Source organism: Oceanobacillus jeddahensis, assembly GCF_000750635.1.
GTDB lineage: Bacteria > Bacillota > Bacilli > Bacillales > Amphibacillaceae > Oceanobacillus > Oceanobacillus jeddahense.
The window spans coordinates 271,864-298,181 of sequence record NZ_CCDM010000005.1 but is presented as its reverse complement, the minus strand read 5'-3'; the positions used below and the strand labels follow the sequence as shown (position 1 = coordinate 298,181).

Annotated in this window: 25 protein-coding genes and 2 other annotated features; of the genes, 18 read left to right on the top strand and 7 right to left on the bottom strand. The window is 38.7% G+C overall.

Annotated elements, in window-relative coordinates; translation table 11 throughout:
- Window positions 1-76: 76 nt before the first annotated feature.
- Together pepT and BN986_RS20100 are read left to right on the top strand one after the other, a co-directional pair.
- On the top strand, window positions 77-1,309 hold the full coding sequence (gene pepT / locus BN986_RS20105; RefSeq protein ID WP_040983492.1) for a peptidase T: 1,233 nt from the start codon (window positions 77-79) through the stop codon (window positions 1,307-1,309).
- Window positions 1,310-1,979: 670 nt separating this feature from the next.
- A complete protein-coding gene (locus tag BN986_RS20100) occupies window positions 1,980-3,059 on the top strand; it encodes a D-alanyl-D-alanine carboxypeptidase family protein (protein WP_040983490.1) in 1,080 nt (359 codons plus the stop codon).
- Between the two features lie 93 nt (window positions 3,060-3,152).
- Here BN986_RS20100 and BN986_RS20095 read toward each other — a convergent pair whose 3' ends face one another.
- Window positions 3,153-3,419, bottom strand: a complete 267-nt coding sequence (locus tag BN986_RS20095; protein ID WP_148417180.1) for a hypothetical protein — start codon at window positions 3,417-3,419, stop codon at window positions 3,153-3,155.
- Between the two features lie 161 nt (window positions 3,420-3,580).
- Here BN986_RS20095 and selD point away from each other — a divergent pair, with 161 nt between their 5' ends.
- Together selD and mnmH are read left to right on the top strand one after the other, a co-directional pair.
- Complete coding sequence (gene selD, locus BN986_RS20090; RefSeq protein ID WP_040983485.1) at window positions 3,581-4,633, top strand: selenide, water dikinase SelD; 1,053 nt, start codon at window positions 3,581-3,583, stop codon at window positions 4,631-4,633.
- A 24-nt stretch (window positions 4,634-4,657) separates the two neighbouring features.
- Window positions 4,658-5,701, top strand: coding sequence for a tRNA 2-selenouridine(34) synthase MnmH (gene mnmH / locus BN986_RS20085; RefSeq protein ID WP_040983483.1), 1,044 nt, complete (start codon window positions 4,658-4,660; stop codon window positions 5,699-5,701).
- A 474-nt stretch (window positions 5,702-6,175) separates the two neighbouring features.
- On the opposite strand, the gene BN986_RS20080 is transcribed toward mnmH, so the two are convergent.
- Window positions 6,176-6,679, bottom strand: a complete 504-nt coding sequence (locus tag BN986_RS20080) for an LURP-one-related/scramblase family protein (protein WP_040983481.1) — start codon at window positions 6,677-6,679, stop codon at window positions 6,176-6,178.
- Between the two features lie 458 nt (window positions 6,680-7,137).
- On the opposite strand from BN986_RS20080, the gene BN986_RS20075 reads away from it, so the two are divergent.
- The 13 genes from BN986_RS20075 (at window position 7,138) to BN986_RS27945 (ending at window position 21,106) form a co-directional block, all read left to right on the top strand.
- Window positions 7,138-8,751, top strand: a complete 1,614-nt coding sequence (locus BN986_RS20075) for a spore germination protein (protein WP_040983479.1) — start codon at window positions 7,138-7,140, stop codon at window positions 8,749-8,751.
- Window positions 8,741-9,967 (top strand): Ger(x)C family spore germination protein, encoded by a 1,227-nt coding sequence (locus tag BN986_RS20070; RefSeq protein ID WP_040983477.1) that lies wholly within the window; start codon window positions 8,741-8,743, stop codon window positions 9,965-9,967. The genes BN986_RS20075 and BN986_RS20070 overlap by 11 nt, the downstream gene beginning before the upstream one ends.
- A 157-nt stretch (window positions 9,968-10,124) precedes the next feature.
- The gene (locus tag BN986_RS20065) at window positions 10,125-11,216 is read left to right on the top strand and encodes a GerAB/ArcD/ProY family transporter (RefSeq protein ID WP_040983475.1); all 1,092 of its coding nucleotides are present in this window, start codon (window positions 10,125-10,127) and stop codon (window positions 11,214-11,216) included.
- Window positions 11,217-11,258: 42 nt separating this feature from the next.
- Entirely contained in the window at window positions 11,259-11,480 is a 222-nt protein-coding gene (locus BN986_RS28195) for a YczF family membrane protein (protein WP_040983473.1), read from the top strand.
- A 207-nt stretch (window positions 11,481-11,687) separates the two neighbouring features.
- Complete coding sequence (locus BN986_RS20055) at window positions 11,688-12,236, top strand: nitroreductase family protein (RefSeq protein WP_040983470.1); 549 nt, start codon at window positions 11,688-11,690, stop codon at window positions 12,234-12,236.
- A gap of 85 nt (window positions 12,237-12,321) precedes the next feature.
- Window positions 12,322-12,558 (top strand) — a binding site (T-box leader).
- Window positions 12,559-12,600: 42 nt separating this feature from the next.
- Window positions 12,601-12,857: a binding site (T-box leader), on the top strand.
- 84 nt (window positions 12,858-12,941) lie between these two features.
- Complete coding sequence (gene trpE, locus BN986_RS20050; protein WP_040983468.1) at window positions 12,942-14,342, top strand: anthranilate synthase component I; 1,401 nt, start codon at window positions 12,942-12,944, stop codon at window positions 14,340-14,342.
- A complete protein-coding gene (locus BN986_RS20045; protein ID WP_040983466.1) occupies window positions 14,326-14,922 on the top strand; it encodes an anthranilate synthase component II in 597 nt (198 codons plus the stop codon). Before trpE ends, BN986_RS20045 begins: the two co-directional genes overlap by 17 nt.
- Window positions 14,919-15,944 carry an anthranilate phosphoribosyltransferase gene (trpD, locus tag BN986_RS20040; RefSeq protein WP_040983464.1) on the top strand — a complete coding sequence of 342 codons (1,026 nt, stop codon included), beginning with the start codon at window positions 14,919-14,921 and terminating at the stop codon, window positions 15,942-15,944. The genes BN986_RS20045 and trpD overlap by 4 nt, the downstream gene beginning before the upstream one ends.
- Window positions 15,945-16,742: an indole-3-glycerol phosphate synthase TrpC gene (gene trpC / locus BN986_RS20035; RefSeq protein WP_040983462.1), complete on the top strand. Its 798-nt coding sequence runs from the start codon at window positions 15,945-15,947 to the stop codon at window positions 16,740-16,742. It begins immediately after the preceding gene.
- 1 nt (window position 16,743) lies between these two features.
- Window positions 16,744-17,361 carry a phosphoribosylanthranilate isomerase gene (locus BN986_RS20030; protein WP_040983460.1) on the top strand — a complete coding sequence of 206 codons (618 nt, stop codon included), beginning with the start codon at window positions 16,744-16,746 and terminating at the stop codon, window positions 17,359-17,361.
- 4 nt (window positions 17,362-17,365) lie between these two features.
- Window positions 17,366-18,577 (top strand): tryptophan synthase subunit beta, encoded by a 1,212-nt coding sequence (trpB, locus tag BN986_RS20025; protein WP_040983457.1) that lies wholly within the window; start codon window positions 17,366-17,368, stop codon window positions 18,575-18,577.
- Window positions 18,564-19,340, top strand: a complete 777-nt coding sequence (trpA, locus tag BN986_RS20020; RefSeq protein WP_040983455.1) for a tryptophan synthase subunit alpha — start codon at window positions 18,564-18,566, stop codon at window positions 19,338-19,340. Before trpB ends, trpA begins: the two co-directional genes overlap by 14 nt.
- Window positions 19,341-20,980: 1,640 nt before the next feature.
- Complete coding sequence (locus tag BN986_RS27945) at window positions 20,981-21,106, top strand: hypothetical protein (protein WP_256709055.1); 126 nt, start codon at window positions 20,981-20,983, stop codon at window positions 21,104-21,106.
- Window positions 21,107-21,186: 80 nt separating this feature from the next.
- On the opposite strand, the gene BN986_RS20015 is transcribed toward BN986_RS27945, so the two are convergent.
- The 5 genes from BN986_RS20015 to BN986_RS19995 form a co-directional block, all read right to left on the bottom strand.
- Window positions 21,187-21,786: a VanZ family protein gene (locus tag BN986_RS20015; RefSeq protein ID WP_187378592.1), complete on the bottom strand. Its 600-nt coding sequence runs from the start codon at window positions 21,784-21,786 to the stop codon at window positions 21,187-21,189.
- A gap of 221 nt (window positions 21,787-22,007) precedes the next feature.
- Window positions 22,008-23,258 (bottom strand): hypothetical protein, encoded by a 1,251-nt coding sequence (locus BN986_RS20010; protein ID WP_040983451.1) that lies wholly within the window; start codon window positions 23,256-23,258, stop codon window positions 22,008-22,010.
- Window positions 23,259-23,263: 5 nt separating this feature from the next.
- Window positions 23,264-24,094 carry a hypothetical protein gene (locus BN986_RS20005; RefSeq protein WP_040983449.1) on the bottom strand — a complete coding sequence of 277 codons (831 nt, stop codon included), beginning with the start codon at window positions 24,092-24,094 and terminating at the stop codon, window positions 23,264-23,266.
- On the bottom strand, window positions 24,091-24,780 hold the full coding sequence (locus BN986_RS20000) for an ABC transporter ATP-binding protein (protein ID WP_040983447.1): 690 nt from the start codon (window positions 24,778-24,780) through the stop codon (window positions 24,091-24,093). The genes BN986_RS20005 and BN986_RS20000 overlap by 4 nt, the downstream gene beginning before the upstream one ends.
- Entirely contained in the window at window positions 24,773-25,165 is a 393-nt protein-coding gene (locus tag BN986_RS19995; protein WP_040983445.1) for a GntR family transcriptional regulator, read from the bottom strand. Before BN986_RS19995 ends, BN986_RS20000 begins: the two co-directional genes overlap by 8 nt.
- A 361-nt stretch (window positions 25,166-25,526) precedes the next feature.
- On the opposite strand from BN986_RS19995, the gene BN986_RS19990 reads away from it, so the two are divergent.
- Window positions 25,527-26,291, top strand: a complete 765-nt coding sequence (locus BN986_RS19990; protein WP_040983443.1) for an exodeoxyribonuclease III — start codon at window positions 25,527-25,529, stop codon at window positions 26,289-26,291.
- Window positions 26,292-26,318: the final 27 nt, after the last annotated feature.

Below are 26,318 nucleotides of genomic sequence, written 5' to 3'. Positions count from 1 at the left end.
GTGAAAAAAATCGTAGTAAATTTCACGTTAATAATTAGATTATTCAACTAAAATTAATTCAGAAGGAGTCTTTTTAATGAAGGAACAACTAATCAAGCGGTTAGAAACTTATGCAAAAATAGATACACAATCGGATATGCATTCGTCCTCAACACCTTCCACTCCAGGCCAATGGGATTTAATTAAATTATTGGAAAATGAATTGAAGGACGTCGGACTGGAAGAGGTATCGCACGATGAAAATGGTTATTTAATGGCCACATTGCCAGCTAACACAGATAAAGACATTCCAACAATTGGCTTCTTAGCGCATGTAGACACAGCAACAGACTTTACTGGAAAAGGTGTCTCACCTAAAGTTATCGATTATGATGGCGGAGATATTGTATTGAATGAAGCTTTACAAGTAATTCTTTCTCCAAAAGAATTTCCTGAGCTTGCCGGTTATAAAGGCCATCAATTAATGGTTACCGATGGAACAACATTACTTGGTGCCGATGATAAAGCTGGCATTGCTGAAATTATGACTGCAATGGAGTATTTAATCAATCATCCGGAAGTCGAACATGGAAAAATTCGTGTTGCCTTTACACCAGATGAGGAGATTGGGCGTGGGCCACATAAATTTGATGTAGAACGTTTTGGCTGTGACTATGCTTACACGGTAGACGGCGGACCTTTAGGCGAATTGCAGTATGAAAGCTTTAATGCCGCAGCTGCCAGAGTGACTTTTTACGGAAACAGTGTTCATCCGGGAACAGCAAAAAATAAAATGGCGAACGCCGGTAAAATGGCAGCACAATTTATATGCAAATTCCCTGAAGAGGAATCTCCAGAACACACAGAGGGGTATGAAGGCTTCTATCATCTTATATCTGTAGAAGGTGATGTTGAAAAAACAAATGTTTACTACATCATTCGTGACCATGACCGGCAGAAATTTGAAGCTCGCAAGGATACACTTAAACAGTATGTAGAAGAAATGCAAAGTGTTTATGGTGAAAAAGCAATCCAATTAGAAATGAATGATCAATATTACAATATGCGTGAAAAAATTGAACCTGTAAAACATATCGTGGATATTGCTGAACATGCTATTAAAAACCTTGATATTAAGCCGATTATTCATCCAGTTCGTGGCGGCACAGATGGTTCTCAGATTTCATTTATGGGATTACCGACACCGAATTTATTTACTGGCGGGGAAAACTTTCATGGCAAATTTGAATATATTTCTATTGATAATATGGAAAAAGCAGCAAACGTTATCGTAGAAATCAGCCGTTTATTTGCAACAAAAAATGCATAACAAAGATGAAAAACGAAACTTATTCAGCGGGAGTTTTTCGGGCGATTCTCCGTGATAAATATTCTTACTGCATCAATGTAACAAAGGTTATCACCTAAAAGTTTGGTGATAACCTTTTTTCTAATTATTTCCTTTAAAATTATTTCTTCACTTTCCTTTCTTTTTCACTTCCATACATCATATAATATAAGATGAAATGGAAATCCTTTTCCCAATCTGATAATACAGTGTTTCTATATTTTAGAATGATAAGTATTCAGCTTCCCGTTCTCTTATTTATTTTTTTCTACCGTGCATATACGGATGAAAAAAGGACTTAGCTGCTATATGCATAAAACGAAACTTCACTCAGTGGGAGTTTTTCGACGCACAGCTCTTTACGGTGGGGTGAGTAATCGCAGTCCCAGCCCCAGGACGTCGCGAACTTAGTCTGCTTCCTTCATTCTCCCACTGCGTTAGCCTAAGTGATTCAGGGAGTTAGCTCACCTCATCTCCCGCCTAAATAAATTTATTTTCACGCTTTATTTTGAGGCGGGAGTTTTACGGACGCTTCTCCGTGATAAAGCTGAATATGACTATTTTCTATAAACAGCTCAATTTAAAAATGAATCTATCAAATCTTCGTATTTGAGGTGAATCAATTCTATTAAAAGCAAGGAGATATCATGATATGCAAGGAGTTAGTTGGGTCATCCTTTCAGCGATTTGCTTCATGCTGATTGGCTGCGAACCACAAGAGCCTTCCCAATCACAGGAGGATGTTCCAGCATCGGAACAAACAACACCTGAACAACAACATGGAGAGGAAGACAAGCAAGCAGATGGGCAACAGACGGAAGAAGCAGAAAAACAAGAAGAAACCGAAGTAGAGCCGCCCGATGCAGTGTTACAGAAATTTGATACTGATGAAGCTGTATTACAATTAAAGAATGCACTCAATGCCATCGGCTATGATCTGGAAGCAACAGAGGAGTTTGATGAAGAGCTTACTTGGGCTATAACAGACTTTCAAATACAATCAGAGGACTTATTAGCTTCAGGCTTCTACGATGAAGCAACTAGAGATGCCTTATTACTTTATTTTGAGGAAGGAGAATCAATGGAGCCTGGTGAAGGATTAGTCTTGCCTTCAGAAGAAGCAGAAAAAACTGAAGCTGGAACAGAAGTGGTCAGTAATCCATACGACGAATTAGCATTGGTAAATAAGAGCTTTGCACTTCCAGATGATTACATCCCGGAAGACTTAATTGTCCCGGATGTTCCTTTCCCATTCACGGAGGATTTACCTCAAAAGTATATGCGTGAGAATGCTGCACATGCTTTAGAGGAATTGTTTGAAGGCGCGGAAGAGGCTGGTTTGGAGATGTTCGCCCAATCCGGTTACCGTTCTTATGATCGTCAGGATGATATATTCGCAGCAAATGCTTCACAACATGGAGAGGACCATGCAAATACTTATAGTGCACGTCCTGGAGAAAGCGAACATCAAACTGGGCTGGCTATGGATGTCACCAGTGCAGAAGTAAACTTAGAGTTGGTAGAAGCATTTGGCGAAACAGAAGAAGGACAATGGCTTGCTGAAAACGCTCCGGAATATGGATTTATTATCCGGTTCCCTGAAGGAAAAGAAGATATTACCGAATATCAATACGAGCCCTGGCATCTTCGCTATGTCGGTGAAAAAACAGCTAAGTATATAACCGAACAAGGTATTACTTTAGAAGAGTATTATGAAGAACAAGTTGAATAGATCGATAAAGAAAACACCTTAGAAAGCTGCTTTCCAAGGTGTTTTCTTTATCCAATAATCTGAAAAGGTAAGCTGTAATCACATTATTTATTTTTAAAACATCAAAATTATCAATACAAAAAGAGATGGAATAAGCAACATTTCAATAATCAAAGGAATTCGCATCTTCTCCGTAATTTTATAAATCGCAATTAAGTGTGTTAAAGATAAAATAGAAAAAACAGCTACAAACAAATAAACAGAACCTATCACAATATTTGTAAATAAAACAAGGATAGTTAGTAAAAACAATACAAATACTTTAAGAACGCTGAATAAGATGTCTACCTTAAACCATGCAGGGATCTTTTTATTCCTCATCACGTCTTCCCCCATTTCATACAGATTCCATCGTATCATATCAGCAAAAAAGATTGTAGGAAATAACAATAACCATTCTCTCTAAAATCCCGTCAAAACATCCTTTTCTCTGCCATATGTTAAAATGGATATGGAAAATTCAATGTAGAAGGGTTGATCATATGAATAATAATGAGTCAATAAAACTAACCGCTTTATCTTCTAAAGGCGGATGCGGCTGTAAAATTGGACCGGCTGATTTACGCCAGGTACTACAGTCCCTCTCCCCTGCGACAGATAACCCAAATTTATTAGTAGGGTTGGATACCAGTGATGATGCAGGTGTCTATAAATTAAATGACGACACAGCCATTGTTCAAACACTCGACTTCTTCACTCCCATTGTAGATGACCCTTATTCTTTTGGACAAATTGCTGCTGCAAATGCTATCAGCGATGTCTACGCGATGGGTGGAAAGCCGATTACGGCATTGAATATTGTTGCTTTTCCAATTGCTGATTTAGATAAACAGATCCTTTCTCGTATATTAGAGGGCGCAGACAGTAAGCTAAAAGAAGCTGGGGTAGCCTTAGTTGGAGGTCATTCCATCGATGATAAAGAACCAAAATTCGGATTGGCCGTTACTGGAACCATTCACCCTGATAAAATTCGTACAAACAGCGGCGCAAAAGCCGGGGATGTGCTGATTTTAACCAAACCAATCGGTGTAGGAATTTTAACCACTTCGATTAAAAGAGGTTTATTAAACGAATCAGAAATAGACCGTGTAACAAACATCATGGCAATACTGAATAAAACCGCTGCGGAAACAATGGATAACTATGATGTACACGCATGTACCGATGTTACCGGATTTGGCTTGCTTGGACATGCTTCAGAAATGGCAAAAGGAAGCAATGTCGAAATCCGTATTTCGAATCAGCAAGTTCCTGTTTTACCAAGAGTAAAAGAGCTTGCTGAAAATGGCGCTGTCCCAGGTGGTACGAAGAATAACTTTAACTATTTAAAAGAAGATGTTACATTTACTGAATCACTAGATCAGATCGATCAGTGGATACTCTGTGATGCGGTAACTTCAGGAGGTTTATTAGCAGCTGTGAAAGAAGCAGACGCGGAAAAATTACTTGTAGAGCTCCAGAATAAAAATATCGAAGCTGCCGTCATTGGCCGCGTTATAGATGAAAACAATGGACATATCACTGTTGAAGAATAATTCATTTATATAGGAAGTGAAAGTATGTTTCAAGATATAGAGCTACTTGATTTATTAAAGAAACAAAAAGAAGATTCTATCTGCTTGGTGGATGTGCGTTCTCCACAAGAATTTGCTGAATTCCGTATTCCGGGCAGTATCAATATTCCCGTTTTTGATAATGATGAACGGGCTGAAGTAGGTACAATTTATAAACAAGTTGGTCCCGAAGCAGCCAAAGAAAAAGGGTTAGAGATTTTCTCTATCAAGCTGCCGGAATTTATTGCCGAATTTCAATCGCTGGAAAAAGAAAAGATGGTTTATTGCTGGCGCGGTGGTATGCGCAGCAAAACTGCTGCCACTGTTGTCGATTTAATGGGACAGCAGGTTTCCAGATTGAGTGGCGGCATTCGCTCTTACAGACAATGGATTGTAAATAAATTAGAACAGCAGCAGTTCTCTCCAAAAATGTATGTGTTGAATGGTTATACAGGAACTGGTAAAACCATTTTACTGCACAGGCTAAAACAGCAAGGCTATCCTGTACTTGATTTAGAAGCAATGGCAAATCACCGTGGATCGATATTCGGCCAAATCGGCCTGGAACCGAATAATCAAAAAACATTTGAATCGTTATTAGTTCAAGAAATGGAACGATATGATCAAATGCCATTTGTTCTGTTAGAAGGCGAAAGCAAGCGAATCGGTAAGGCAACGCTGCCTTTATTCTTACATGATACAAAAGAATCAAGTATGCAGCTATTTATCCATTTGCCTTTGGAGAAACGAATTGAGAATATACTGTGTGAATATAATCCAGAAGAACATCGGGCGCAAGTAATCGAAGCTTTCGGGCGAATTCAAAAGCATATTCACACACCTGTAGCGAAGCAAATCGGTGATGATTTAGAGCAGGGAAATTTCCAATCTGCTGTAGCGCTGTTACTGGAATATTATTATGATCCAAGGTATGAGCATACGCTCCATTACTATCCGGAAGACAAACAAATCCATATTTATGCTGATGATTTAGATGAAGCTTTGAGTTCTGTTCTCAGCTTCATCGAACAGGAAGAAAATATAAAGTGAAACTTCCTCCATCGGGGGTTTTTCGACGCATAACTCTTTACGATGGGACGAGTAATCGCAGCAACGGTTTTAATAGACCGAGTAATCGCAGGTCTCAATGTTGTCAGGTTAATACGACCGCTGCGACGGGTTATGGTGGGGTGAGTAATCGCAACCCCAGAAAAACACTACGCTTTCCGTGGGCTTGAGCTCAGCCTCCTCGAAAAAAGAAGTTCGCTTTTTTCTGCGGGGTCTTCCCTCCGCGCTTTCCCACAGGAGTCTCCGTGTTTTTCCTCCGCTAGATAGTTTTACTACTATCTGTATTAAATGTAAGAAAATACATTAACCTGACAACATTGGTAATCGCAGCCCCAGCCGCAGTCCCAGTCAGTTACACTGCGATAAATATCTAATGGTAAGCTATATAAGTTTATAAACTCTCCTCTGAGTAATCAAAGGGGAGTTTATCTATATTATTGAACAGTTCTTATAACATTAATTCGTGAATGAGCTCGCTGAAGCAGCTCCTTTTTCGTCAGCTTTCACACAATCGATGGCGACAACAAGCGCAATAAGGCTGGTTTCCATCTCTTCATTTACTACTTGCACCTTGTAACTGTCTCCCCAAGTGAACCACTCCTTGCTTACCTTCCCAATGATCTCGCCGTGCTGATATACCTGAAAATTCATGTCCCACCAGTTTCCACGTACTTCAATCCCTGCTGCGTCAATGGTATAACGTGCTTTAAAAAAGGAAAGTCCCTTCTTGATCGCTAACACTTCTTGGCCATTCACTTCTACAAAAAATTTAGGTAAAAAGCTGAGCGTTTTTTTCGTTATAATTGCAACCTCTTCTCCCTTTGCATCCTTTATAGAAAAAGTCTTGGGGATACGCATAAAACTGCCTTCTACATAATATACATCTTTTTCTTCTTGATTCTTTACTGTGAACTTTTCGTTTAAACTGAATACCTTTTGTTTTATATAAAGTTGTTTCATTCTTTGCCTCCATTGCTATGTATCTACATAGATACCATTATTATATTAAACATAAAGTGAAACTTCCTTCAGTGAGGGTTTTTCGACGCACAACTTTTTACGATGGAGCGAGTAATTGTAGTCCCAGTCTCAGCCAGTTACACTGCGATAAATATAGCGGCGAGTAACTACTATTAGGTAATACTACAGTTACCGCTACAAAGTTTCATTTTGATATATGACAAATGAATTCGAAGCCACGCTCTATCGTTCTCCTCTTAATCCTCCATTAGCAAAATGAATATATTAATTTTATTATACTTCCATCATTCTGCCAAAATTTATTTTATTCCATTTATTATGTTGAGAATGACTTTTACTCCTTTTCCTCCACTTAACTAACTAAATTCAATCTGTGCATAAAAATTCTACTTAATGAACAAATTAGAGGTAACCATAACAACGAGGTGTTCTGTGCTATGTCCTATCGTAAATTACGCAAAAAAATGAATGATAAAGAGCAAATTACAGATTCAGCGAACGATACACAAAAAAGCATTAGCACTTCGATTACTGAAAATTTGAATATAATCAAACAAAAAACAGGTAACAGCCCTGACATCATTATCAGGATGCTTCCTTTTGGCCATGATCCTAAAGTAAATACAGCAATTACTTATGTAGACGGATTAGTGGATAATCCAACGATTAATGAGTTTTTGGTACAGGCAATGGAGGAAAGCGCGCAGGAAGAATTTCAGGACAAAGATATTTTCACCGTTTTTTCTGAAAAAGTGGTTGCAGTCAGCAGTTTGGAAACAGTCAAAGATTGGGATACCTTATTCCAATCTCTGTTATCTGGTGACACGATTATTCTCATAGATGGAAAAGAAGAAGTACTGATTGCCAGTACCAAAGGCGGAGAAAGACGTTTCGTCGAGCAATCCGATTCGGAAATAACTTTACGGGGATCTAAAGAAGGATTTACGGAATCGATTAATATCAATACAGCGCTCGTGCGTCGAATTATTAAAAATCCAAATTTATGGATGGAATCCATGAATCTGGGCAAGCAGACAAAAACAGATATCACAATAATGTATCTAAATGGTATCGCTGATCCCGACATCGTTGAGGAGGTTCGGCAGCGTTTGGGGCGGGTGGATCTCGATAGCATTCTTGATTCCGGTTATATTGAACAAGTGATTGAAGACGAGAGTTCGGGGTTGTTTCCGACAATTATTCATACGGAAAGGCCCGATTCTGTAGCTGGAAACCTTTTGGAAGGAAGGATTGCGATTTTTGTCAGCGGAACGCCTCATGTGTTGATTGTTCCTGCGGTAATGATTCAATTTTTTCAAACACCGGAAGACTATTATGTTCGATTTCCAATTAGTACCTTAATTCGGATGCTGCGCGTTACCATGTATATGATTTCGCTGATTGGTCCTGCTTTTTACGTGGCGGTTACAACCTTTCACCAAGAAATGATTCCAACAGATTTGCTCATCATTATCGCTTCCCAGACAAATTCCGTCCCTTTTCCAGCGATTGTTGAAGCACTGATAATGGAAGTTACATTTGAAATTCTGCGGGAAGCTGGGCTAAGGATGCCAAACAAGATCAGTGCCACCATCTCCATTGTGGGGGCATTGGTCATTGGACAAGGAGTAATCCAGGCCGGTATCGTCTCACCAGCAATGGTAATTGTTGTTGCGATAACCGCGATTGCCAGTTTAGCAACTCCTACGTATGACATTGCTATTTCAGCTCGATTGCTGCGTTTTGCTTTTATGCTAAGTGCAGCAATTGCCGGATTTTATGGGATCATCCTTGGCTTAATCATGCTGATTGTTCATCTTGCCAGCTTACGTTCATTTGGGGTTCCCTATCTGTCACCCATTGCACCGTTGAATCCGAAAAGTTTGAAGGATACCATTATGCGTGGACCAATATGGTCGTTCAATGAAAGACCAAAATCTCTTCATCCCCAAAATTCAGTTCGTCAGGGCAAGAATCAAAGACCTTCACCACCAATAAAAAGAGGAATGATCAGGGCCGATACGAAAGAAGGAAATAAAAATGATTCGTAAATGGATAATCCTCTTTTTCATGACTGCCTCGCTTACTTTCCTTTCTGGATGCTGGAGCAGTATAGAGTTAAAAGAACTAGCAATTGTCTCTGCCTATGCTCTTGATAAAAAGGAAGACGGCACGTATGTTGGCACATTTCAACTAATTAATCCAATGAACGTGCCCGGGGCGCTTCAGGGAGGAGCATCCGGACAAAATCCGAGCATAGCCACGTATACAACAACAGGCAGCAATCCGTTAGAAGTAGCTGATCGTGCCTCCAAGGTAGTTTCCAGAGACCTCTATTTTGCACATACGAGTCTGTTGGTTGTCAGCGAAGAGCTTGCCAGAGAAGAAGGACTATCCTCTGTTTTAGATGCAATGGAACGAGGCCTTGAATTCCGGACAACGACAAAAGTGGTAATTACACGGGGAGGCAAGGCAAGCGATTTCGTTCAAGTTTTAACAGCTATCGATCAAGTCCCTGCTGAAAAAGCGATTAAATCATTAGAATTCACAGAAAAGCTGTATGGAGAAAATATTGCTACGAATCTTCAAAAATTTATTAATGCCGCTGTATCTCCGGGACAGGAACCATTGGTCAGCGGATTCACAGTACGCGGAGATATCGAAAAAGCAAAAACAATGGAGCAGCTTCAGTCTTCAGACGGATCGGCAACGCTTGAAGTAAATGGCATGGGTGTCTTTAAAGAAGGAAAATTGGTGAACTGGATTGATGGAGAAAAAAATGAAGGGACACTATGGATATTAGATCAAATCCGACAAGCACCTGTAAATATTGATTGGGAGGATCACAAAGATGCCATCTCCTATAAAGTGATCCGCCAGAAAACAAACGTATCACCGCAAATAAAGGACAACAAGCCGGCTATCTCTATCCATATCCGTGCAGAAGGGGACCTCCGCACGATCGAAGTGCCTGTCGATGTGGCTGACCCGCATGTACTGCTACAAATTGAAAAAGTATTGGAGCAAAAAATTAAGCAAGAAGTAGAAGCCGCCATTCAGGAAGCAAAGGAAACGAAAACCGATATTTTTGGTTTTGGAGAAAAGCTGCATCAATCTGAACCAAAAAAGTGGAAAGAACTTGAGCCAAAGTGGCAGGATGTATATTTTCCAGCATTGGATGTCGATGTGACAGTGGAAGCCTTTATTCGCCGTACAGGGATGCGAAACAGCCCATATCTTTTTGATCTTGAAATGAAAGGTGAATGAATCCTCTCCCATCATTGAATTTCATCCTGCACATTCCGATGTACAAATGCCTCTGATAGGCCGGGTGTTCTTATACCTCAGGATGTCTGATATATTAGCCTCTCTTGAGGTTGAAAGTACTCTCGTCTAATGACGGAAGAAAGGAGAGCATTCATTTATGGAAAAGGCAAAAATCAGTACAACACAATTGTTCATCCTTATGATTTTATTTCAGCTAAGTAATTCTTTGTTGATTCCTATCGCGATGGGAGCAAAACACGATAGCTGGATAGTAATTCTTGTCGCGATGGCCGTAAGTATTCTCTTATTTTTTATTTATCGGGCACTTTATCTGTATTACCCTACACTTTTACTGACGGATTATACAGAAAAGCTGATCGGCAAGATTTTGGGAAGAACGCTTGCGTTTCTTTATATTCTTTTCTTTTTATATTCCGCCGCAAGAGTATTACGGGAATTTGGTGTCATGTTACTGTCTTTTGCCTTTCCAGAAACACCGCTATTCATTGCGTGTGCCATGATGGCCCTAGTGGTGATTTACACTATATATAAAGGTATTGAGGTCATTGCCAGAACAGGAGAGCTGCTTTTTGTCATTATGTGTCTGCTTGGCATTTTTTTATTTATCCTCGTGGCTATATCAGGCTTGATTGATGTTTCGAAGTTAAGACCAGTCCTTGAGGATTCGCCAAAAGTATTAAAAACTGTATTTACAGAAACCCTCTATGTTCCCTTTGGAGAAATCATCGTATTTACAATGATTTTTCCCTACTTAAACCAAGCAAAAAAATTAGGTAAAACAGGAGTAGCAGCAATAATTATAACTGGTATCGCTCTCGCAATAACCACAATTTTGAATATTAGTGTTCTCGGTATACCTCTTATGGAACGTTCTCTATTCCCTTTATTAACAACCATCCAGTCAATTGAAGTCGGCGGGTTTTTACAACGTCTGGACGTTATTTTTATCCTCGCCCTGGTGATTGGCGGATTCTTTAAAGTTTCGGTGTATACTTACTGTGCAATCATCGGAACGGCGAGTTTGTTTAACATTAAAGAGCCTTCCAAGCTGGCCTATCCGATGGGATTGACGGTTTTATTTTTATCCCTGATTATTGCGAGCAATTACTCTGAACATATTCAAGAAGGGTTAAAGATATTTCCGCTCTATGCGCAGCTCCCTTTTCAAATTATTCTTCCCATCTGCCTACTTATCATCGCTTTTATCAAGAACAGAAAAACAGGATAGGACGGATGGTTGTTTACAAACTGATTGGAGCGTGTTAATAAAATGAAAATCCTTGGTATATGTTTATCCATGTTCATTATTTTAGCGAGCGTTTCCTTAGGGATCGATTTTTTAAATGGATATGAAGTACCCACTTTAACATCACTTAACCCTTTTTATGTGATGGAAATCCCAGAATTGGCAATCATGTATCTGCTTCTTCTCTTCTTATTTTTCGACCCTGTATTGTCCTTTTTGCAAGAAAAACGAAACCGAAAGAAATAAAGTAAAACTACATCCTGTCGGCCGTAACGAATTGGGACAATACTGGATGTCCTATCTCCCGCTTAGGAATTTTCATTTTCATCTATTTTTGAAGGGATAGTCTTATAGTCAGTTACACTGCTATAGAATCCATTTGCAAAAATTCTATAAATTCGTTACAATTTAATTGATAATAATTATCAATTAAATTGTATAGGGGTTTATTTCATGAGTCGAACAGAACTTGCAAAATTAATTCGTGAACGTCGTGCGATCAAAACAGGATATAATCAAAAAAAAGTAACCAAAGAAACAATCATGCAATTATTAGAGGAATCTATCTGGGCTCCTACCCATGGTATGAGACAGCCTTGGCGATTTCTATTTGTAGATAAAGATCATCTCCCCAGCTTTGCTAAACAAATCGCAAGTACATACCCTGAAGAAAGACAAGAAAATCGTGAAAATTATTTAAACGAGCCTAACGCCATCCTTGTGGTCATCATGGAAACTTCCGATATTCCCAAACAATGGGATGAAAATTTTGGCGCTGTGGCTACTATGATTCAAAACTTTTGGCTGTTGGCATGGGAAGAAAAACTGGGTATCGTTTGGAAAACAAATCCACATATCTATGATCAAAAAGTCAAAGAAATTCTCCATGTGAAAGATAACGAAAAAATCGTTGGTTTTATTCATATGGGTTATTTTGATGAAATCCCTGAAGAGAAAGAACGAATTCCAGTAGCAGATAAATTTGAGGTATTTGAAAGTTAGTAATATCAGATAATTTTATTTTTTATTATAATTCTATTGACAATTGCCTGTTCTTTCGTTTAATATAGTTTTTAATCAATTAAATGATGTGGCGTTGATGAAGAGTAGTAATTACAAACACTCTAAAGAGAGCTGATGGTTGGTGTAAATCAGTGAGTAAATTTGTTAATGAATGGACTTCGGAGCTCCAAACCGAAACTTATATGGAGTAGGCTTTGGCGGAATTGTTTCTCGTTATGGAAACTTAGAAGATAGTCATCTTCTTTTAGAGTGAGCTGTTCGTCAGCTAATAAAGGTGGTACCACGGTCCCTCGTCCTTTTATATAAGGATGGGGGATCTTTTTGATTTTGAAAGAAATAAATACGATAAGCGATGATGAAGAGTAGTAAATAAATCTTAACGCATAACAGAGAGCTGATAATTTGGTGGAATATCGGTATGCAGGGTTTATTGAATGGACTTCAGAGTGTTTTTCCGAAAAAGTGCTTATTTAAGCCTGAGTAGGAAAAAACGTATTTCCGACGTTATACGGATAGGGTATCGGATCTTTCCTGTACCTGATAAAGATAGAAAGTTGATCTTTCTAACAGAGGTGGCACCGCGGCCCTATCGTCCTCTATAAGCACATAACTGTGTTTATAGAGGACTTTTTTTATTACGCAAATATCAATAACAGAATCTTCAAATATAAAGGAGAGATCATTATGACAGCATCTGTCACACATCAAACTTTTCCAATAAACGGACTAATCCCGATTCAAGTTTTTCAAAGTTTGCCAAAAGCAAAAAAATATCTGTTAGAAAGCAGCTTTCCACATGAAGAAAAAGGACGCTACTCTTTTATTGGCCTTCATCCCTATCAAGAAATTATTGGACGTGAAAAAGAAACAATGCTTATTAGTGCTTCTCATGTAGAACCACTTGTCGTTCATCAGCATGCATTGCAATTCTTACAGGAAACGATGCCAAAGCTTGAGCTATCGCTTCCTCTCCCTTTTTATGGTGGAGCAGTTGGCTATATTGGTTATGATACGATTCAAGCTTTTGAAAATGTTGGCTCAGCGCCATTAGATGACCGGAATATGCCGGATATCCACTTGATGCTTTTTGAAGATACGATTATTTTCGATCATGAAGAGAATACACTGCATCTGGTTGCTATTGACCGAAACGGCGGTGCAGAAGAAGACCGCGAGCAACGTATTCAAAAACTGAAACAGTATGTAGAACTAGCAAAGAATACGGAACTTCCAACTCCGCAAAGATACGCTTTTCTGCCGGAAATGGATCAAAAGAAATTCGAAGCGAACGTTCAAACTGCTAAAGATCATTTGCAAAAAGGAGAAATTTTTCAAGTTGTTTTATCCCAGCGTTTTTCCAGAGAGGTTGAAAATGAGCGAGATTTTGGACTTTCTTTCTATGAGCAATTACGAAGACATAACGCCTCCCCTTACATGTTCTATATCGACTTTCTAGACTATACCGTACTCGGTGCTTCCCCGGAAAGTTTGATAGAAACAAATGGGAACCGAGTTGTTACCAATCCTATTGCCGGGACGCGCAAACGCGGACAAAATGAACTGGAAGATCAAGCACTTGCCGAAGAATTGCTTGCAGATGAAAAAGAACGAGCAGAACACCGGATGCTTGTTGATTTAAGCAGAAATGATCTGGGCCGTGTCTGTGAGGTAGGCAGTATAGAAATTCCGGTCTATATGACCATTGAGCGTTATCAGCATGTCATGCATATCGTTTCGGAAGTAACCGGAAAGTTACACTCCGATTATTCAGGAATTGATGCACTTATCTCTTGTCTACCAGCTGGAACAGTGTCAGGAGCACCAAAAATCCGGGCGATGCAAATTATTAATGAACTGGAAACAGTAAAACGCGGCCCTTACGGAGGCGGGATAGGTTTTATCAACTTTGAACATGATGTGCATATTGCTCTTGCTATCCGCTCCATTATTATTAAGAACTACAAAGCCTATTTTCAATCTGGAGCCGGTATTGTATATGATTCCGATCCATTCAACGAATATATGGAAACCATTAATAAAGGAAGATCTTTTATGGAGGTGCCTGAATTTGATTCTATTAATTGATAACTATGATTCATTCACATACAACCTGTATCAATATGTTTCTGAATGTGGCGTGAAGGTGGAAGTAATACGCAATGATGAAGTTACTCCGGAAACCATTCAAACATTAGAACCTGAAGCCATTATTATTTCCCCCGGACCTGGGTCACCAAAAGACGCAGGAAATTGCATCCAAATCGTGCAAGCTTTTTATAAACAGCTGCCGATATTAGGAATTTGCTTAGGTCATCAAGTAATAATGGAGGCTCTGGGAGGAAGAGTTATTCAATCTTCTACTATTAAGCACGGAAAAACATCGTTAATTCAGCATGATCGTACCGGCTTATTTGAAGGACTAAACGACCTCGTTGAAGTCATGCGCTATCACTCTCTTGCTGCTGAACAAATCTCTGTACCATCTGAATTACGTATCACAGCAACAGCAATCGATGATGATGAAATTATGGGAGTGGCGCACCAAGCTTTTCCCGTTTATGGGCTGCAATTCCATCCTGAATCAATTGGAACACTGGATGGAAAACGAATTATCTCTCATTTTGTTGAGATGCTAGCGAAGCAAAAGGAGGAAGTAACACAATGAAACCACATTTTAATCAATTACTTGAAGGAAATAACTTGTCATTTGAAGAAACAAAGGCATTATTTAACGCCTGCTTTCAAGAAGATGTTTCCGATACGGAGCTGTCTGCTATATTAGTTGCTTTAAAATTGAAGCAACCGACAGCAGAAGAGTTAGCTGGCTTAGCAGAAGTGATTCATACTAACTCCCCTTTCCAGTTTGAACTGGATATTCCGGCAATGGATAACTGTGGAACTGGTGGAGACAGATCAAACAGCTTTAATATCAGCACTTGTGCAGCTTTTGTCTTAGCCGGTGCCGGTGTTACAGTTGCCAAGCATGGAAACCGCCGTGTTTCCAGTCAAACGGGCAGTGCAGATGTATTAGAAGAACTGGGAGTTTCCCTTAATTTGACGAAACCGCAAATGAAATATATGCTTCAGGAAAATCAAATTGCCTTTTTATTCGCACAGCATGTTCACCCTACCTTGAAGCAAATTGCAGGCGTACGTCAACAACTTCGGACACCGACCATTTTCAACTTAGTAGGCCCTTTGACAAATCCAGTTGCTTTACATTCACAGCTAGTTGGTGTGTACTCCAATAAGGCATTGCCAATCGTAGCAAAATCTCTACAAACACTCGGTCGAAAACGCGCTCTTGTTATTCACGGTGCAGGAGGAATGGATGAGGCCTCTCTGCAAGGTGAAAACAAATATATTTTGCTGGAAGAAAATGAATTAAAAGAAGGAACTATTCATCCAGAAGAGGTAGGATTATCCGTATATACCAATAAGGAAATTGAAGGCGGCAATGCGGTACAAAATGCAGAAATCCTGCGTTCTGTATTAAACGGTGAGCCTGGAGCTTATCTGGATACTGTCCTTTTTAATGTCGCAATTGCTTTATTCGCCATCGGGCATGTACATTCCATAAAAGATGGTGTGGAAGTCGCTCGAAGCAGTGTATTCTCCGGAAAAGCCAAAGCAAGGTTAGATATGTTAGTTCAATATAGCCAAGAAGCAGAACATGAGGTGGTATAAATGACTTTTTTAGAAAAAATTATTGATAAGAAAAAACAAGAAGTAACTGAACGTAAATTACAAACATTTGGAAAACATACTCGAAAAAATCCAATTTACTCGCTCCATAAAAGTGTTCATGCGGCTGATCATATATCTATTATCGCAGAAATCAAACGGGCTTCTCCTTCTAAAGGTGCGATTCAAATGAATGTGGATATTCTTGAGCAAGCAAAGCAATATGAACAATCGGGTGCAGCTGCAATTTCTGTTTTAACCGATGAAAGCTTTTTTCACGGTTCATTGAATGATCTCAAGGCAGTCAGTGAAGCTGTATCCATTCCAGTCCTGTGTAAAGATTTTACGATTGATGAAATTCAAATTGATGATGCAAAAAATGCTGGTGCATCCATTATTTTATTAATCCTCGCCGCACTTCCGCTTGAACGGTTCCAACGTCTTTATAATTATGCAACCGAGCAAGGGCTTGAGGTACTCTGTGAAGTGCATAATGCGGATGAATTAAAAGATGCTCTAACCGTTAGCCCCAAAATCATCGGGATCAATAATCGAAATTTAAAGACCTTTGAAGTCGATTTGCAGACAACGACGGAGCTTGTTCAGCAAATCGATGAAAATGGCCTTACGATCATCAGTGAGAGTGGAATGCGGACAAAAGAAGATGCAGAGCTAGCAAGAAATGCCGGTGCTAATACCATACTGGTTGGCGAAACATTGATGCGTTCGGAAAATGTGGAAAAAGATATGCAGGCACTACTACAAGTACCTTTGTCTTCCTCCGCGAAAGGAGCTTTCTGAAATGCTCATTAAAATCTGCGGGATCACTTCTTCTGAAATAGCAGAAACTGCTGTCCAGGCCGGCGCAGACTTTTTAGGGTTTGTGTTTGCTAAAAGTAAAAGAGAAATTTCAGCAGATCAAGCCCGAAAAATTATTGCAGCCCTGCCCGAGCATGTAAAAAGTGTTGGCGTCTTTGTAAATAAAGATGTCCAGGAAATAGAAAAAATCGCCCGGATAACCGGTCTTGATTTGATCCAGCTGCACGGAGAAGAATCTGCCGAAACAGTCAGCAGCCTTACATTACCAGTCATTAAATCCCTTCCAGGTACAGAGGAAGGAATAAAAAAAGCAGCGCAATATGATGCTGCTTCTTACCTGTTAATGGACAGTCCTCCCCTTCCCCATGCACATGGAGGAAACGGAATTTCATTTAACTGGTCCATGTTAAAAGGTCATACGTTCTTCAATCAGCTGATTTTAGCTGGAGGACTCACACCGGAAAATGTTGCAGAAGCTATTCAGCTAGTAAACCCTAGCGGTGTGGATGTTTCCAGTGGTGTTGAAACAGATGGAAAAAAAGACCCGGATAAAATAAAAGCATTTATCCAAGCAGCAAAAAGAACTATTGAAAGGAATTGATAACATGCAATCATATACATTTCCAGATGTCTCCGGAAAATACGGTAAATTCGGCGGCAGATATGTACCTGAATTACTTATGCCGGCTGTCTTAGAGCTTGAAGAAGCTTATGAAGCAGCAAAAAAAGATTCTTCTTTTCAAAAGGAATTAAATAATTATCTGACAGAATACATTGGTAGAACAACTCCCTTGTATGAAGCAGAACAATTAAGCAAGCATCTAGGCGGACCTAAAATCTACTTAAAACGAGAAGACCTTAACCACACTGGTGCACATAAAATTAATAATACCATCGGGCAAGCGCTCTTAACTTTACGGATGGGTAAAAAGAAAGTCGTTGCTGAGACAGGCGCTGGACAGCACGGCGTAGCTACAGCAACTGTTTGTTCTCTGCTTGGCCTGGATTGCATCATTTTTATGGGAGCGGAAGACGTCAAGAGGCAGAAGCTCAATGTCTTTCGCATGGAGCTTTTAGGTGCAAAAGTGGTCAGCGTTTCTCAAGGCAGCGCTACTTTAAAGGATGCAGTGAACGAAGCCTTGCGCTATTGGGTAAATAATGTCCATGATACCCATTATATTATCGGTTCAGTTGTCGGGCCGCATCCTTTCCCGCGTATTGTCCGGGACTTCCAATCCGTGATTGGCTCAGAAACCAAACAGCAAAGCCTTGAAAAACAAGGAAAGCTTCCAGATGCAATCGTAGCCTGCGTAGGCGGCGGCAGCAATGCGATGGGAATGTTCTATCCGTTTGTAGAAGATAGAGAAGTTAATTTATTTGGTGTCGAAGCAGCAGGTAAAGGCGTCGATACGAATGAACATGCTGCTACTTTAACCGGTGGATCTCCCGGCATGTTACACGGTACATTTACTTATTTATTACAGGATGAAGCCGGACAAATTCAGGAAGCAGCCTCTATTTCTGCTGGTTTAGATTATCCTGGCATTGGACCTGAACATAGTCATTTACATGATACCGGCCGGGTTAGTTACCCTTCCATTACAGACGAAGAAGCTTTAGAAGCTTTTCAATTACTTGCCAAATTAGAAGGTATTATTCCTGCTTTGGAAAGCGCGCATGCTGTTGCTTATGCTTGCAAACTTGCAAAAGGAATGTCTACTGAAGAGTCAATGGTTATCTGCCTATCTGGACGTGGAGATAAAGATGTGGAACAGGTCAAAGCAAAACTGGAGGAGGATTCCAATGGGAAAGCATAAACTGGAAAATAAACTAAATCAGATAAAAGCAACTGGAAAGCCTCTATTCGTTCCTTATATGATGGCAGGTGACGGAGGAATCAACCAAATCAATGAACGTATCCATTTTCTAGAAGAATGCGGTGCATCTGCTATTGAATTAGGAATCCCTTTTTCCGATCCAGTAGCTGATGGTCCTGTTATTCAGGATGCCGGCTTACGAGCGTTACGAGAAGGAACAACACTAAAGCTGGTTTTGGATGAGGTCAGAAAACAAAAAGAAACACGGAACATCCCGATTATTTTGATGACCTATATTAATCCGATTTGGAACTATGGCTACGAACAGTTCGCAAAAGACTGCGATACTGCAGGAGTGGATGGGATCATTATTCCAGATATTCCAATGGAAGAGGAAAAAGAAATTGCAGCTGCCCTTTCTGATAATTCGATCTCCTTCATCCGTTTAGCAGCGATGACAAGTCCAGATGAGCGTTTAAAAAGAATTGCCCAAATTTCAGAAGGATTTCTGTACGCTGTTTCTGTTAACGGTACAACTGGAGAACGTCAACAACATGATAAAAATACGCTAAATTACTTAAAAAGGTTAACCGCATTAAGCAATGTTCCAGTTTTAGCAGGATTTGGCATTTCTAATCCAGATCAGGCAAAATCGTTGGCTTCTTATTGTGATGGTGTGATTGTCGGCAGTAAGATTGTCCACTTGTTTACAGAGGAAAAGCAATCTGAAATTAAGGAATTGATTAGCGAGACGATTCAATAAAGAAAAATTTTCCTAACGTGTCACAAAGGCTAAGTTTGCAACGCCTTTGTGACACATATCCTTTAAGTCCAAACAAATTGGGCATTTATTAGCTGCTAATCCGCAATAAATGTATGTTTGCATTGATATAAGTGACGAGACAACCACTTTGTTATCGCATAAACTATATTAGAATCTAGACAACGTTGTCATTGATTCAAACCATCACAACAACCCATGCCTTGAAGGAGCTGTTCGCCACACGCAGCTCCTGTTTTTTTTGCTTTTAGTGCTTTTGGGGGATAGTGAGTTATTTAAAATTTATTTTACGGAAGAGGTGCGAAAAACTTCAGAATGAATTTCCACTTTTATAACATAAAGTGAAACTTCCCAGCCATCATTTTTTGAATTTAATCAACTTTCTCATATTAAAAAGTAACTTCATTTTCATAAAAACAGGAGTTGATTGTTCTTTCGATAACTCCCTTGATTAAGAATAGCAGGTGAAGTGTAAAATACCGCTGCGGCGGATCGTTTTGCTTTCCGACGTACAACGGTTTTGATGGGGTGTGTAATCGCAAAAGCTCTTCGATGGGGCGAGTAATCACAGCCCCAACCCCAGGACGTTGCGACTTTAGTCTGCCTCGGGGCACGCTCTTCAGCTAACTTTTGCCAAGAAGATCGCTTGGCAAAAGTGGATCTTCAGATGGTGCTGATCCCTCAGGAGTCAAAACGGTCCGCCTCCGCTGGTTAGGTGCTCTATATGTGAAATAGTTGAACAAATAAAAGGTAGATCAGGCAGAACATATTTTTTATGCTGCATGGTAAAAGTTCCACTAAGATTACGTTCTGTGCATGAAAGTTATTCTTGATGTTAACTATCCACGCTGTTTTGATTCGAACTGGTAAACCAGCTATTTAAAATAACGGAATAATCGTGTCATCAAGCGATAGTTATACTATTTCGTCCACCCCAACAGAATGTTATTTCTTTCATTCTTTGTAGAATCCTAATTAAGCGGAGGCCAACCACGTAGACTCCTATGGGAACAGGGCGAGCTGAAGATCCACTTGAAAAGCGGTCTTCTTTTCAAGTTAGCTGAAGCCGTCCCCATGGAAAGCGGAGTGGTTGGCTGGAGCGGAGCTATGCACTATCATTCGTTCAAAAAAAAGCTGATTTGACTAAAAGCAAGCACAATAAAGAAGAACTTGATAATCCTGAAATAGCAAAATATATATGCTTATTCTTAAGTGAGGAAGGTGGAGAAATTTATTGAAGCATATTCCTTGTTTATTAATATCGATTCGTGTAATATCTTAAAAGGCTAACCAGTCAGTTTTAATAAATCAACTTTCCACTTTTAAAATGCAGGATATAAATGGAAGATTGATTACTACATTGAGGTACTCCGATTAGACAGTTTATTTTACTGAATACAATCAGTAAATGAAAAGCTGTCTATTATGTGTGTGCCAAAATCAAGCTGCAAGAATCAGATGGATAGCAGGATACACCACCATGATCGAATTTGTACATGATGGTAACTGTAAAACTGTGTTTATAGCTTATATCCAATAAAAATACACATCTTTTCCTTAAGCTTCACATACATTAAGAAATTGACCGGTCATTTTTAAATAAATATAAGAAGGTGAACTACATGCTAAAGAAACTTTTTAAAAGCAAGCGCAAAGCACAGCAAGATGTTTATATGCAAAATGAAGAGCATTTACTACGTGAACGTCTGGCTGTTCAATACGAAACAATCCGTGCCGGCATCAGATAATAATTGCAAAACCGCCTCAGCTCCTTTAATTATGGAGCTGAGGCGGTTTATACATAGTACATATTTTTCTTATTAATCAATTAGTCGATATATTTTGATTTTTTCACAAACTTACAGAGCTTAGCAAGATAATAACCAATTAACATTCCTGCAAAGTTTAGGATAATGTCATCGATATCTACTGACCTCGTTGCAAATCCTATATAGTGAAGCAAAAGCTGCCCCAATTCAATAATGATAGGAACCAAAATCGCTGCGGCTGTTGTCGTGTTTAAAGAAATACGATTAAAATACAGATAAATCCCCATTGGCATAGTAAGCAAAACATTCCCTAACAAATTAGACGCAATAATTTTAATTGAAAGATCCCCTGCAAAAATTTCAGTCACATATCCTGCTATCGTATGAAAAGGTATTACATTGATCGTTATGTATTCGAATGTTACTGGCATAGAAAACCAGACAATGTAGATTAAAATAAAGAGATAACATATAAACACCATATGAATAATCTCTGTAAACAGATAATTAAACCGTTTCCTGATCAGTTTATATGCTGTGTAGATGATCAAGATCGGTATAATCATAAAACTGAGCTGTACAATATCTAAAAGCAAATAAATCACCACTTTTCCTTCCTGATAAAACAAAACTTCACTCTGTGGGAGTTTTCGACACACAACTCTTTACAATGGAACGAGTAACCGCAACCCCAGGACATCGCGAACTTAGTCTGCCGTTCTTCTCTCACTGAGTTAGCCTAAGTGATTCAGGGAGTTAGCTCACCTGATCTCCCGCCTACATAAATTTATTCTTACGCTTTATTTGGAGACGAGAGTTTTACGGAAAGTTCTCCGCGATAAAAAGCGGAATAAAGGAAGCCTCTATTCCGCTTTTATTTTTACTCATTCTTAAATTCTAACTGATACAAATCAAAATGCTGGTACTGGTTCATAGAATCTTCTGCTTGAATAATTCCCTCGTAAACATTCTCCCCTGTTTCCAGATTAAACGCGCTAATTGAAATATCCGTTACAGCCATTGTTGAAAATGCAGGAAACACAATATAAAAATTACCGTTATGAACGTTTGTTAATGGGTATAGGTCCTCTTGCCCTACTTCTAAATCACCATTCAACACATTTTCGTCAAAAACAGCTCCCTGCTCCTCTAAATTCTTATCAAATTTTGTTAAAGTATAATTTGATCCCTGCAGTACACCTGAATAAACCGCATTATCATAAATTTGAAGGTAATCACTTGCATACACGTTTTCTTCTAATAGATTGATTGATTTGAAACGATCTTCATCTACATTATATAGACGCAATTCATACTTGACCGGATAGTCTCCTTGATAGCCTCCATCTTGCGTTACCTGATATTCATCATAAGTATAGAGATAGTTCATCTCCCCATCGATCAAACCACTGTCCCTAAAGTTTAAAGTAGCAAATACATCCTCTTTTTGTTCATTATCTTTGTCTGGAAACTTGATATCTTCTAAGCTTTGATTATTTAGATCAATGACAAGAATCGCGCTTTCATCCTCGTAAATATCTGTACGCTCATTAAATTGTCCTTCTATAAATAAATGGACATACAATTTATCATCATGAACATCTGTTGAGTCCACTCCATATACTTGAAGGTTTTCTTCGATAGGTATATCGAATCCGGTTTCTTCTTTTGTTTCCTTATCAAGTACTTCTACTTGAAGTGTATTCTGTTCATCGAAATCCCATCCTAAATCATCTTCATCTACATAGATTAGCTGATTATCTGTTTCTGTAAAATTCTCTGCCCAATAGTATTTTCCACGCATAAAGTCTTTATACTCATTTACATATTCCTCCATTTGCTGGTCTTGATAGTTCCAGCCATAAAGGGTTCCTCTCGGATTTTCTATCCTCTTTGATTCATCGATTGATAACCGAAAAGGATCTGGCATCATAGTGTAACGCGAAGCCATATTTGGATTGTTTTGCCCGTCTCCAAATATTAAAACATCTTCTACAACCTCTTCGTCCCCTGATACTGTTTTCCAGTTAAAATCAATCTCTTTATTATCCATGACATAAAATCCAATGATGATAACCGAGATGAAAATTAATGCAACATATATGACAGTATAACGTTTGAAATGATTCATCTCTATCACACCCTTATCTTTCTATTTAACAAATGATTACTGAAGAAAATCGAAATAATGGAAACGATAATTGCTATTGCAAATTGCATCCATAAAAGTTCGTTTTCATAAAAGTAGCCCTCCAAGATTACCTGTAAAATATATGGAGAAAATACAAGAATCAGTGCTCCAATTCCATAAAAGGCAGCCATAATTATTCCTCGGAAACGGTAGCTTCGTTCAATTAAAATCATGGTAAACAATAAAATCACGAAAGATATTCCAAAACTATAATTAATAATAAAATCAATAAAATGCTCCGGAAGCAGAAGTTTCAAATAATAAAAGCTTCTGATCATCCCCTGAGCGGTTAAATCCTGCCGGTAATCAACCGGGATTATCATTTTCAAAATGAGCTGTAATACAGGCAGAATAGCTATTTGGTAAGCAATCAGCCCAAACACAAAAATCAGAATCGCCGCTCCTTTGGAAAAGAATAACTGAATACGTTTTACCGGCAGCATCAGCAAACGGTAAATAAACGTGTTTTTTCCAAGCCAATCCCGATACCAGATAAATAAAATATAGATAAATATAGTTACTGCAGCGATAACAATAGGCATGGTAAACATAAAGCCCGGCAATATATTCACCATCGAAACCAAGCCATTATCATAAAGGAATTGCTCTTTGGACATTCCGTATTTAACAACACTTTCTGTAATATCAGATTTCATCACAAAAGCATGAAATACCACGCTGGCAGCCTGTATCAAAAATACAACTGCAAGCAGCGTAATATAAATCGGTAAAAACCGTCTGAATTCAAAGTTTACTAGCTTTCCAAAAAGCTTCATCCCTGATATACCTCCCTCATCACATCAATAACAGATTTCCCTTCAGTCTCTCTTAGCTGCTCTGTCATAAATTCTTTTTTCACCACACCGTCAGCCAGTAAAACAGCCTTATCAATTAAATGTTCAATATCACTGATCTCATGTGTTGTGATGATAACACCACGATCTTCGACTAGATGGCTGGTAAACACATCTGCAATCTGTTCTCTACTGAAGATATCGATGCCGGAGAAAGGTTCATCCATTAATATATAATCTGCATCCATCGCCAACCCCATTAATAAATTCACTTTTGCTGTATTGCCTTTAGATAATTGGGAAATACGTTCATCTTCTTTCAGCTTAAAGAACTCTAAAATTTCTTTTGCCCGCTCCCCATTCCAGTTTTGATAGAAATCTTTCATAAATTGAAAAGCGTCCTTGATCCGCATTTTAGGCAAAAGGGTCATTGTATCTGGAATATATGTTATTTTCTCCATTACTTGTGGAGACAGCTTTTCATCATCAATTGTAATTTCTCCTTTTTGATAAGGAGTCAGCCCCATAATAGATTGAAGGATGGTTGTTTTCCCTGCACCATTAATTCCGATTAAACAGGTAATCTGACCTTTGTCTGCTTCAAAAGTAATTCCGTTTAAAACCTTTTTTCTCCCATACTTTTTCTCTACACCTGTCAATTTAATCATGCTTTTCTTTATCCTCCTTGCCCAGCTCGTTTAATTTTATTTGCACAAGTTCAAAAACTTGTTCCTTTGGGATTTGCAAAGAGGTGATACGATCTACAAATTGATCAATTGCTTCCGTAATTAAACTTTCACGTATTTCTTTAATTCGATCCATTTCTTTTGTAATAATACTTGGTTTATTTCCATCCGTATAAATCAAGCCTTCCTCCTCCATTTCTTTATAAGCTCGCTGTACGGTATTCGGATTAATTTTCAATTGCTGTGCTAACTCTCTGCGTGAAGGAATTTCCTGACCAGACTTTATTTCTCCAATTGCAATCTGTTCTTTAAAATACCTGATCACCTGAATATACACAGCTTCACGCTTATCAAATCGGATAGCCATCCAATTTCTCACCTCATTCTTATTGTACATAAGTGTTTACTGTATTAATACATTAGTACATCTTGTAAGTGTATTATATGCATAATACAGAAGAAAAACAATAGATTTTTTATTAAATTTCAGTTTTTTCGTCTGCTAAAGATTATTTTTTTATTTTTATACATGCGAATACCAGTGAAAATATATATTTCTCCGAACAATTAGGGCATTCCTGCGGTGTTTTTCAATAAATTACAGTTACTCTCTAGTAGAAATCGAAAAATCTCAATAATTCTACTCTTTATATAAAAGAAAGCTCTTTCCCATCTAAATATGATAGAATAACTAACTGTACGATATTTACAGGAAGGAAGACAGTCAGATGAAATTAACTACTTGGAATGTCAATGGAATCAGAGCCTGTGTTCGAAAAGGGTTCTTAGATTTCTTTCATGAAATAGATGCCGATTTTTTCTGTTTACAAGAAACAAAACTGCAGGCAGGGCAAATTGAATTGGATTTGGAAGGGTATTATCAATATTGGAATTACGCAGAAAGGAAAGGCTATTCAGGAACAGCAATCTTTACAAAGCATGAGCCGCTCCATGTTTCTTACGGTTTTCAAGAGGGGGAAACCGAACCGGAAGGAAGAATAATCACATTAGAATATCCGGCATTTTACCTCGTCAATGTCTATACACCTAACTCAAAACGAGATTTAACCCGCCTGGAAGAACGGTTGGAATGGGAAGATAAAATGTTTCATTATTTGCAGGAACTGGATGCGAAAAAGCCGGTGATTTATTGCGGAGATTTAAATGTAGCTCATCAGGAAATCGATTTAAAAAATGATAAAACAAATCACGGGAACTCTGGATTCACTCAAGAAGAACGGGAGAAAATGACACGGATCTTAACTAATGGTTTCACAGACACATTACGCTTTTTCTATCCTGAACGCGATGATATTTTCACCTGGTGGTCTTACATGAAAACCATCCGCGAAAGAAATATCGGCTGGCGTATTGATTATGTAATTATTTCCACGTCTTTAGAAAAATATCTGGAAAACATGGAGGTTCATCGGGATACACTTGGTAGCGACCATTGTCCAGTAAGCCTGGAAATAAATTTAAACATGGACTAAATGACATTCATTATTTAATCAAACAAT

What these genes read in the sequence shown, in the direction of transcription:
- pepT (WP_040983492.1), top strand. Translation starts at nt 77, where the DNA reads ATGAAGGAACAACTAATCAAGCGGTTAGAAACTTATGCAAAAATAGAT.
- BN986_RS20100 (WP_040983490.1), top strand. Translation starts at nt 1,980, where the DNA reads ATGCAAGGAGTTAGTTGGGTCATCCTTTCAGCGATTTGCTTCATGCTG.
- BN986_RS20095 (WP_148417180.1), bottom strand. Translation starts at nt 3,419, where the DNA reads ATGAGGAATAAAAAGATCCCTGCATGGTTTAAGGTAGACATCTTATTC.
- selD (WP_040983485.1), top strand. Translation starts at nt 3,581, where the DNA reads ATGAATAATAATGAGTCAATAAAACTAACCGCTTTATCTTCTAAAGGC.
- mnmH (WP_040983483.1), top strand. Translation starts at nt 4,658, where the DNA reads ATGTTTCAAGATATAGAGCTACTTGATTTATTAAAGAAACAAAAAGAA.
- BN986_RS20080 (WP_040983481.1), bottom strand. Translation starts at nt 6,679, where the DNA reads ATGAAACAACTTTATATAAAACAAAAGGTATTCAGTTTAAACGAAAAG.
- BN986_RS20075 (WP_040983479.1), top strand. Translation starts at nt 7,138, where the DNA reads ATGTCCTATCGTAAATTACGCAAAAAAATGAATGATAAAGAGCAAATT.
- BN986_RS20070 (WP_040983477.1), top strand. Translation starts at nt 8,741, where the DNA reads ATGATTCGTAAATGGATAATCCTCTTTTTCATGACTGCCTCGCTTACT.
- BN986_RS20065 (WP_040983475.1), top strand. Translation starts at nt 10,125, where the DNA reads ATGGAAAAGGCAAAAATCAGTACAACACAATTGTTCATCCTTATGATT.
- BN986_RS28195 (WP_040983473.1), top strand. Translation starts at nt 11,259, where the DNA reads ATGAAAATCCTTGGTATATGTTTATCCATGTTCATTATTTTAGCGAGC.
- BN986_RS20055 (WP_040983470.1), top strand. Translation starts at nt 11,688, where the DNA reads ATGAGTCGAACAGAACTTGCAAAATTAATTCGTGAACGTCGTGCGATC.
- trpE (WP_040983468.1), top strand. Translation starts at nt 12,942, where the DNA reads ATGACAGCATCTGTCACACATCAAACTTTTCCAATAAACGGACTAATC.
- trpD (WP_040983464.1), top strand. Translation starts at nt 14,919, where the DNA reads ATGAAACCACATTTTAATCAATTACTTGAAGGAAATAACTTGTCATTT.
- trpC (WP_040983462.1), top strand. Translation starts at nt 15,945, where the DNA reads ATGACTTTTTTAGAAAAAATTATTGATAAGAAAAAACAAGAAGTAACT.
- BN986_RS20030 (WP_040983460.1), top strand. Translation starts at nt 16,744, where the DNA reads ATGCTCATTAAAATCTGCGGGATCACTTCTTCTGAAATAGCAGAAACT.
- trpB (WP_040983457.1), top strand. Translation starts at nt 17,366, where the DNA reads ATGCAATCATATACATTTCCAGATGTCTCCGGAAAATACGGTAAATTC.
- trpA (WP_040983455.1), top strand. Translation starts at nt 18,564, where the DNA reads ATGGGAAAGCATAAACTGGAAAATAAACTAAATCAGATAAAAGCAACT.
- BN986_RS27945 (WP_256709055.1), top strand. Translation starts at nt 20,981, where the DNA reads ATGCTAAAGAAACTTTTTAAAAGCAAGCGCAAAGCACAGCAAGATGTT.
- BN986_RS20010 (WP_040983451.1), bottom strand. Translation starts at nt 23,258, where the DNA reads ATGAATCATTTCAAACGTTATACTGTCATATATGTTGCATTAATTTTC.
- BN986_RS20005 (WP_040983449.1), bottom strand. Translation starts at nt 24,094, where the DNA reads ATGAAGCTTTTTGGAAAGCTAGTAAACTTTGAATTCAGACGGTTTTTA.
- BN986_RS20000 (WP_040983447.1), bottom strand. Translation starts at nt 24,780, where the DNA reads ATGATTAAATTGACAGGTGTAGAGAAAAAGTATGGGAGAAAAAAGGTT.
- BN986_RS19995 (WP_040983445.1), bottom strand. Translation starts at nt 25,165, where the DNA reads ATGGCTATCCGATTTGATAAGCGTGAAGCTGTGTATATTCAGGTGATC.
- BN986_RS19990 (WP_040983443.1), top strand. Translation starts at nt 25,527, where the DNA reads ATGAAATTAACTACTTGGAATGTCAATGGAATCAGAGCCTGTGTTCGA.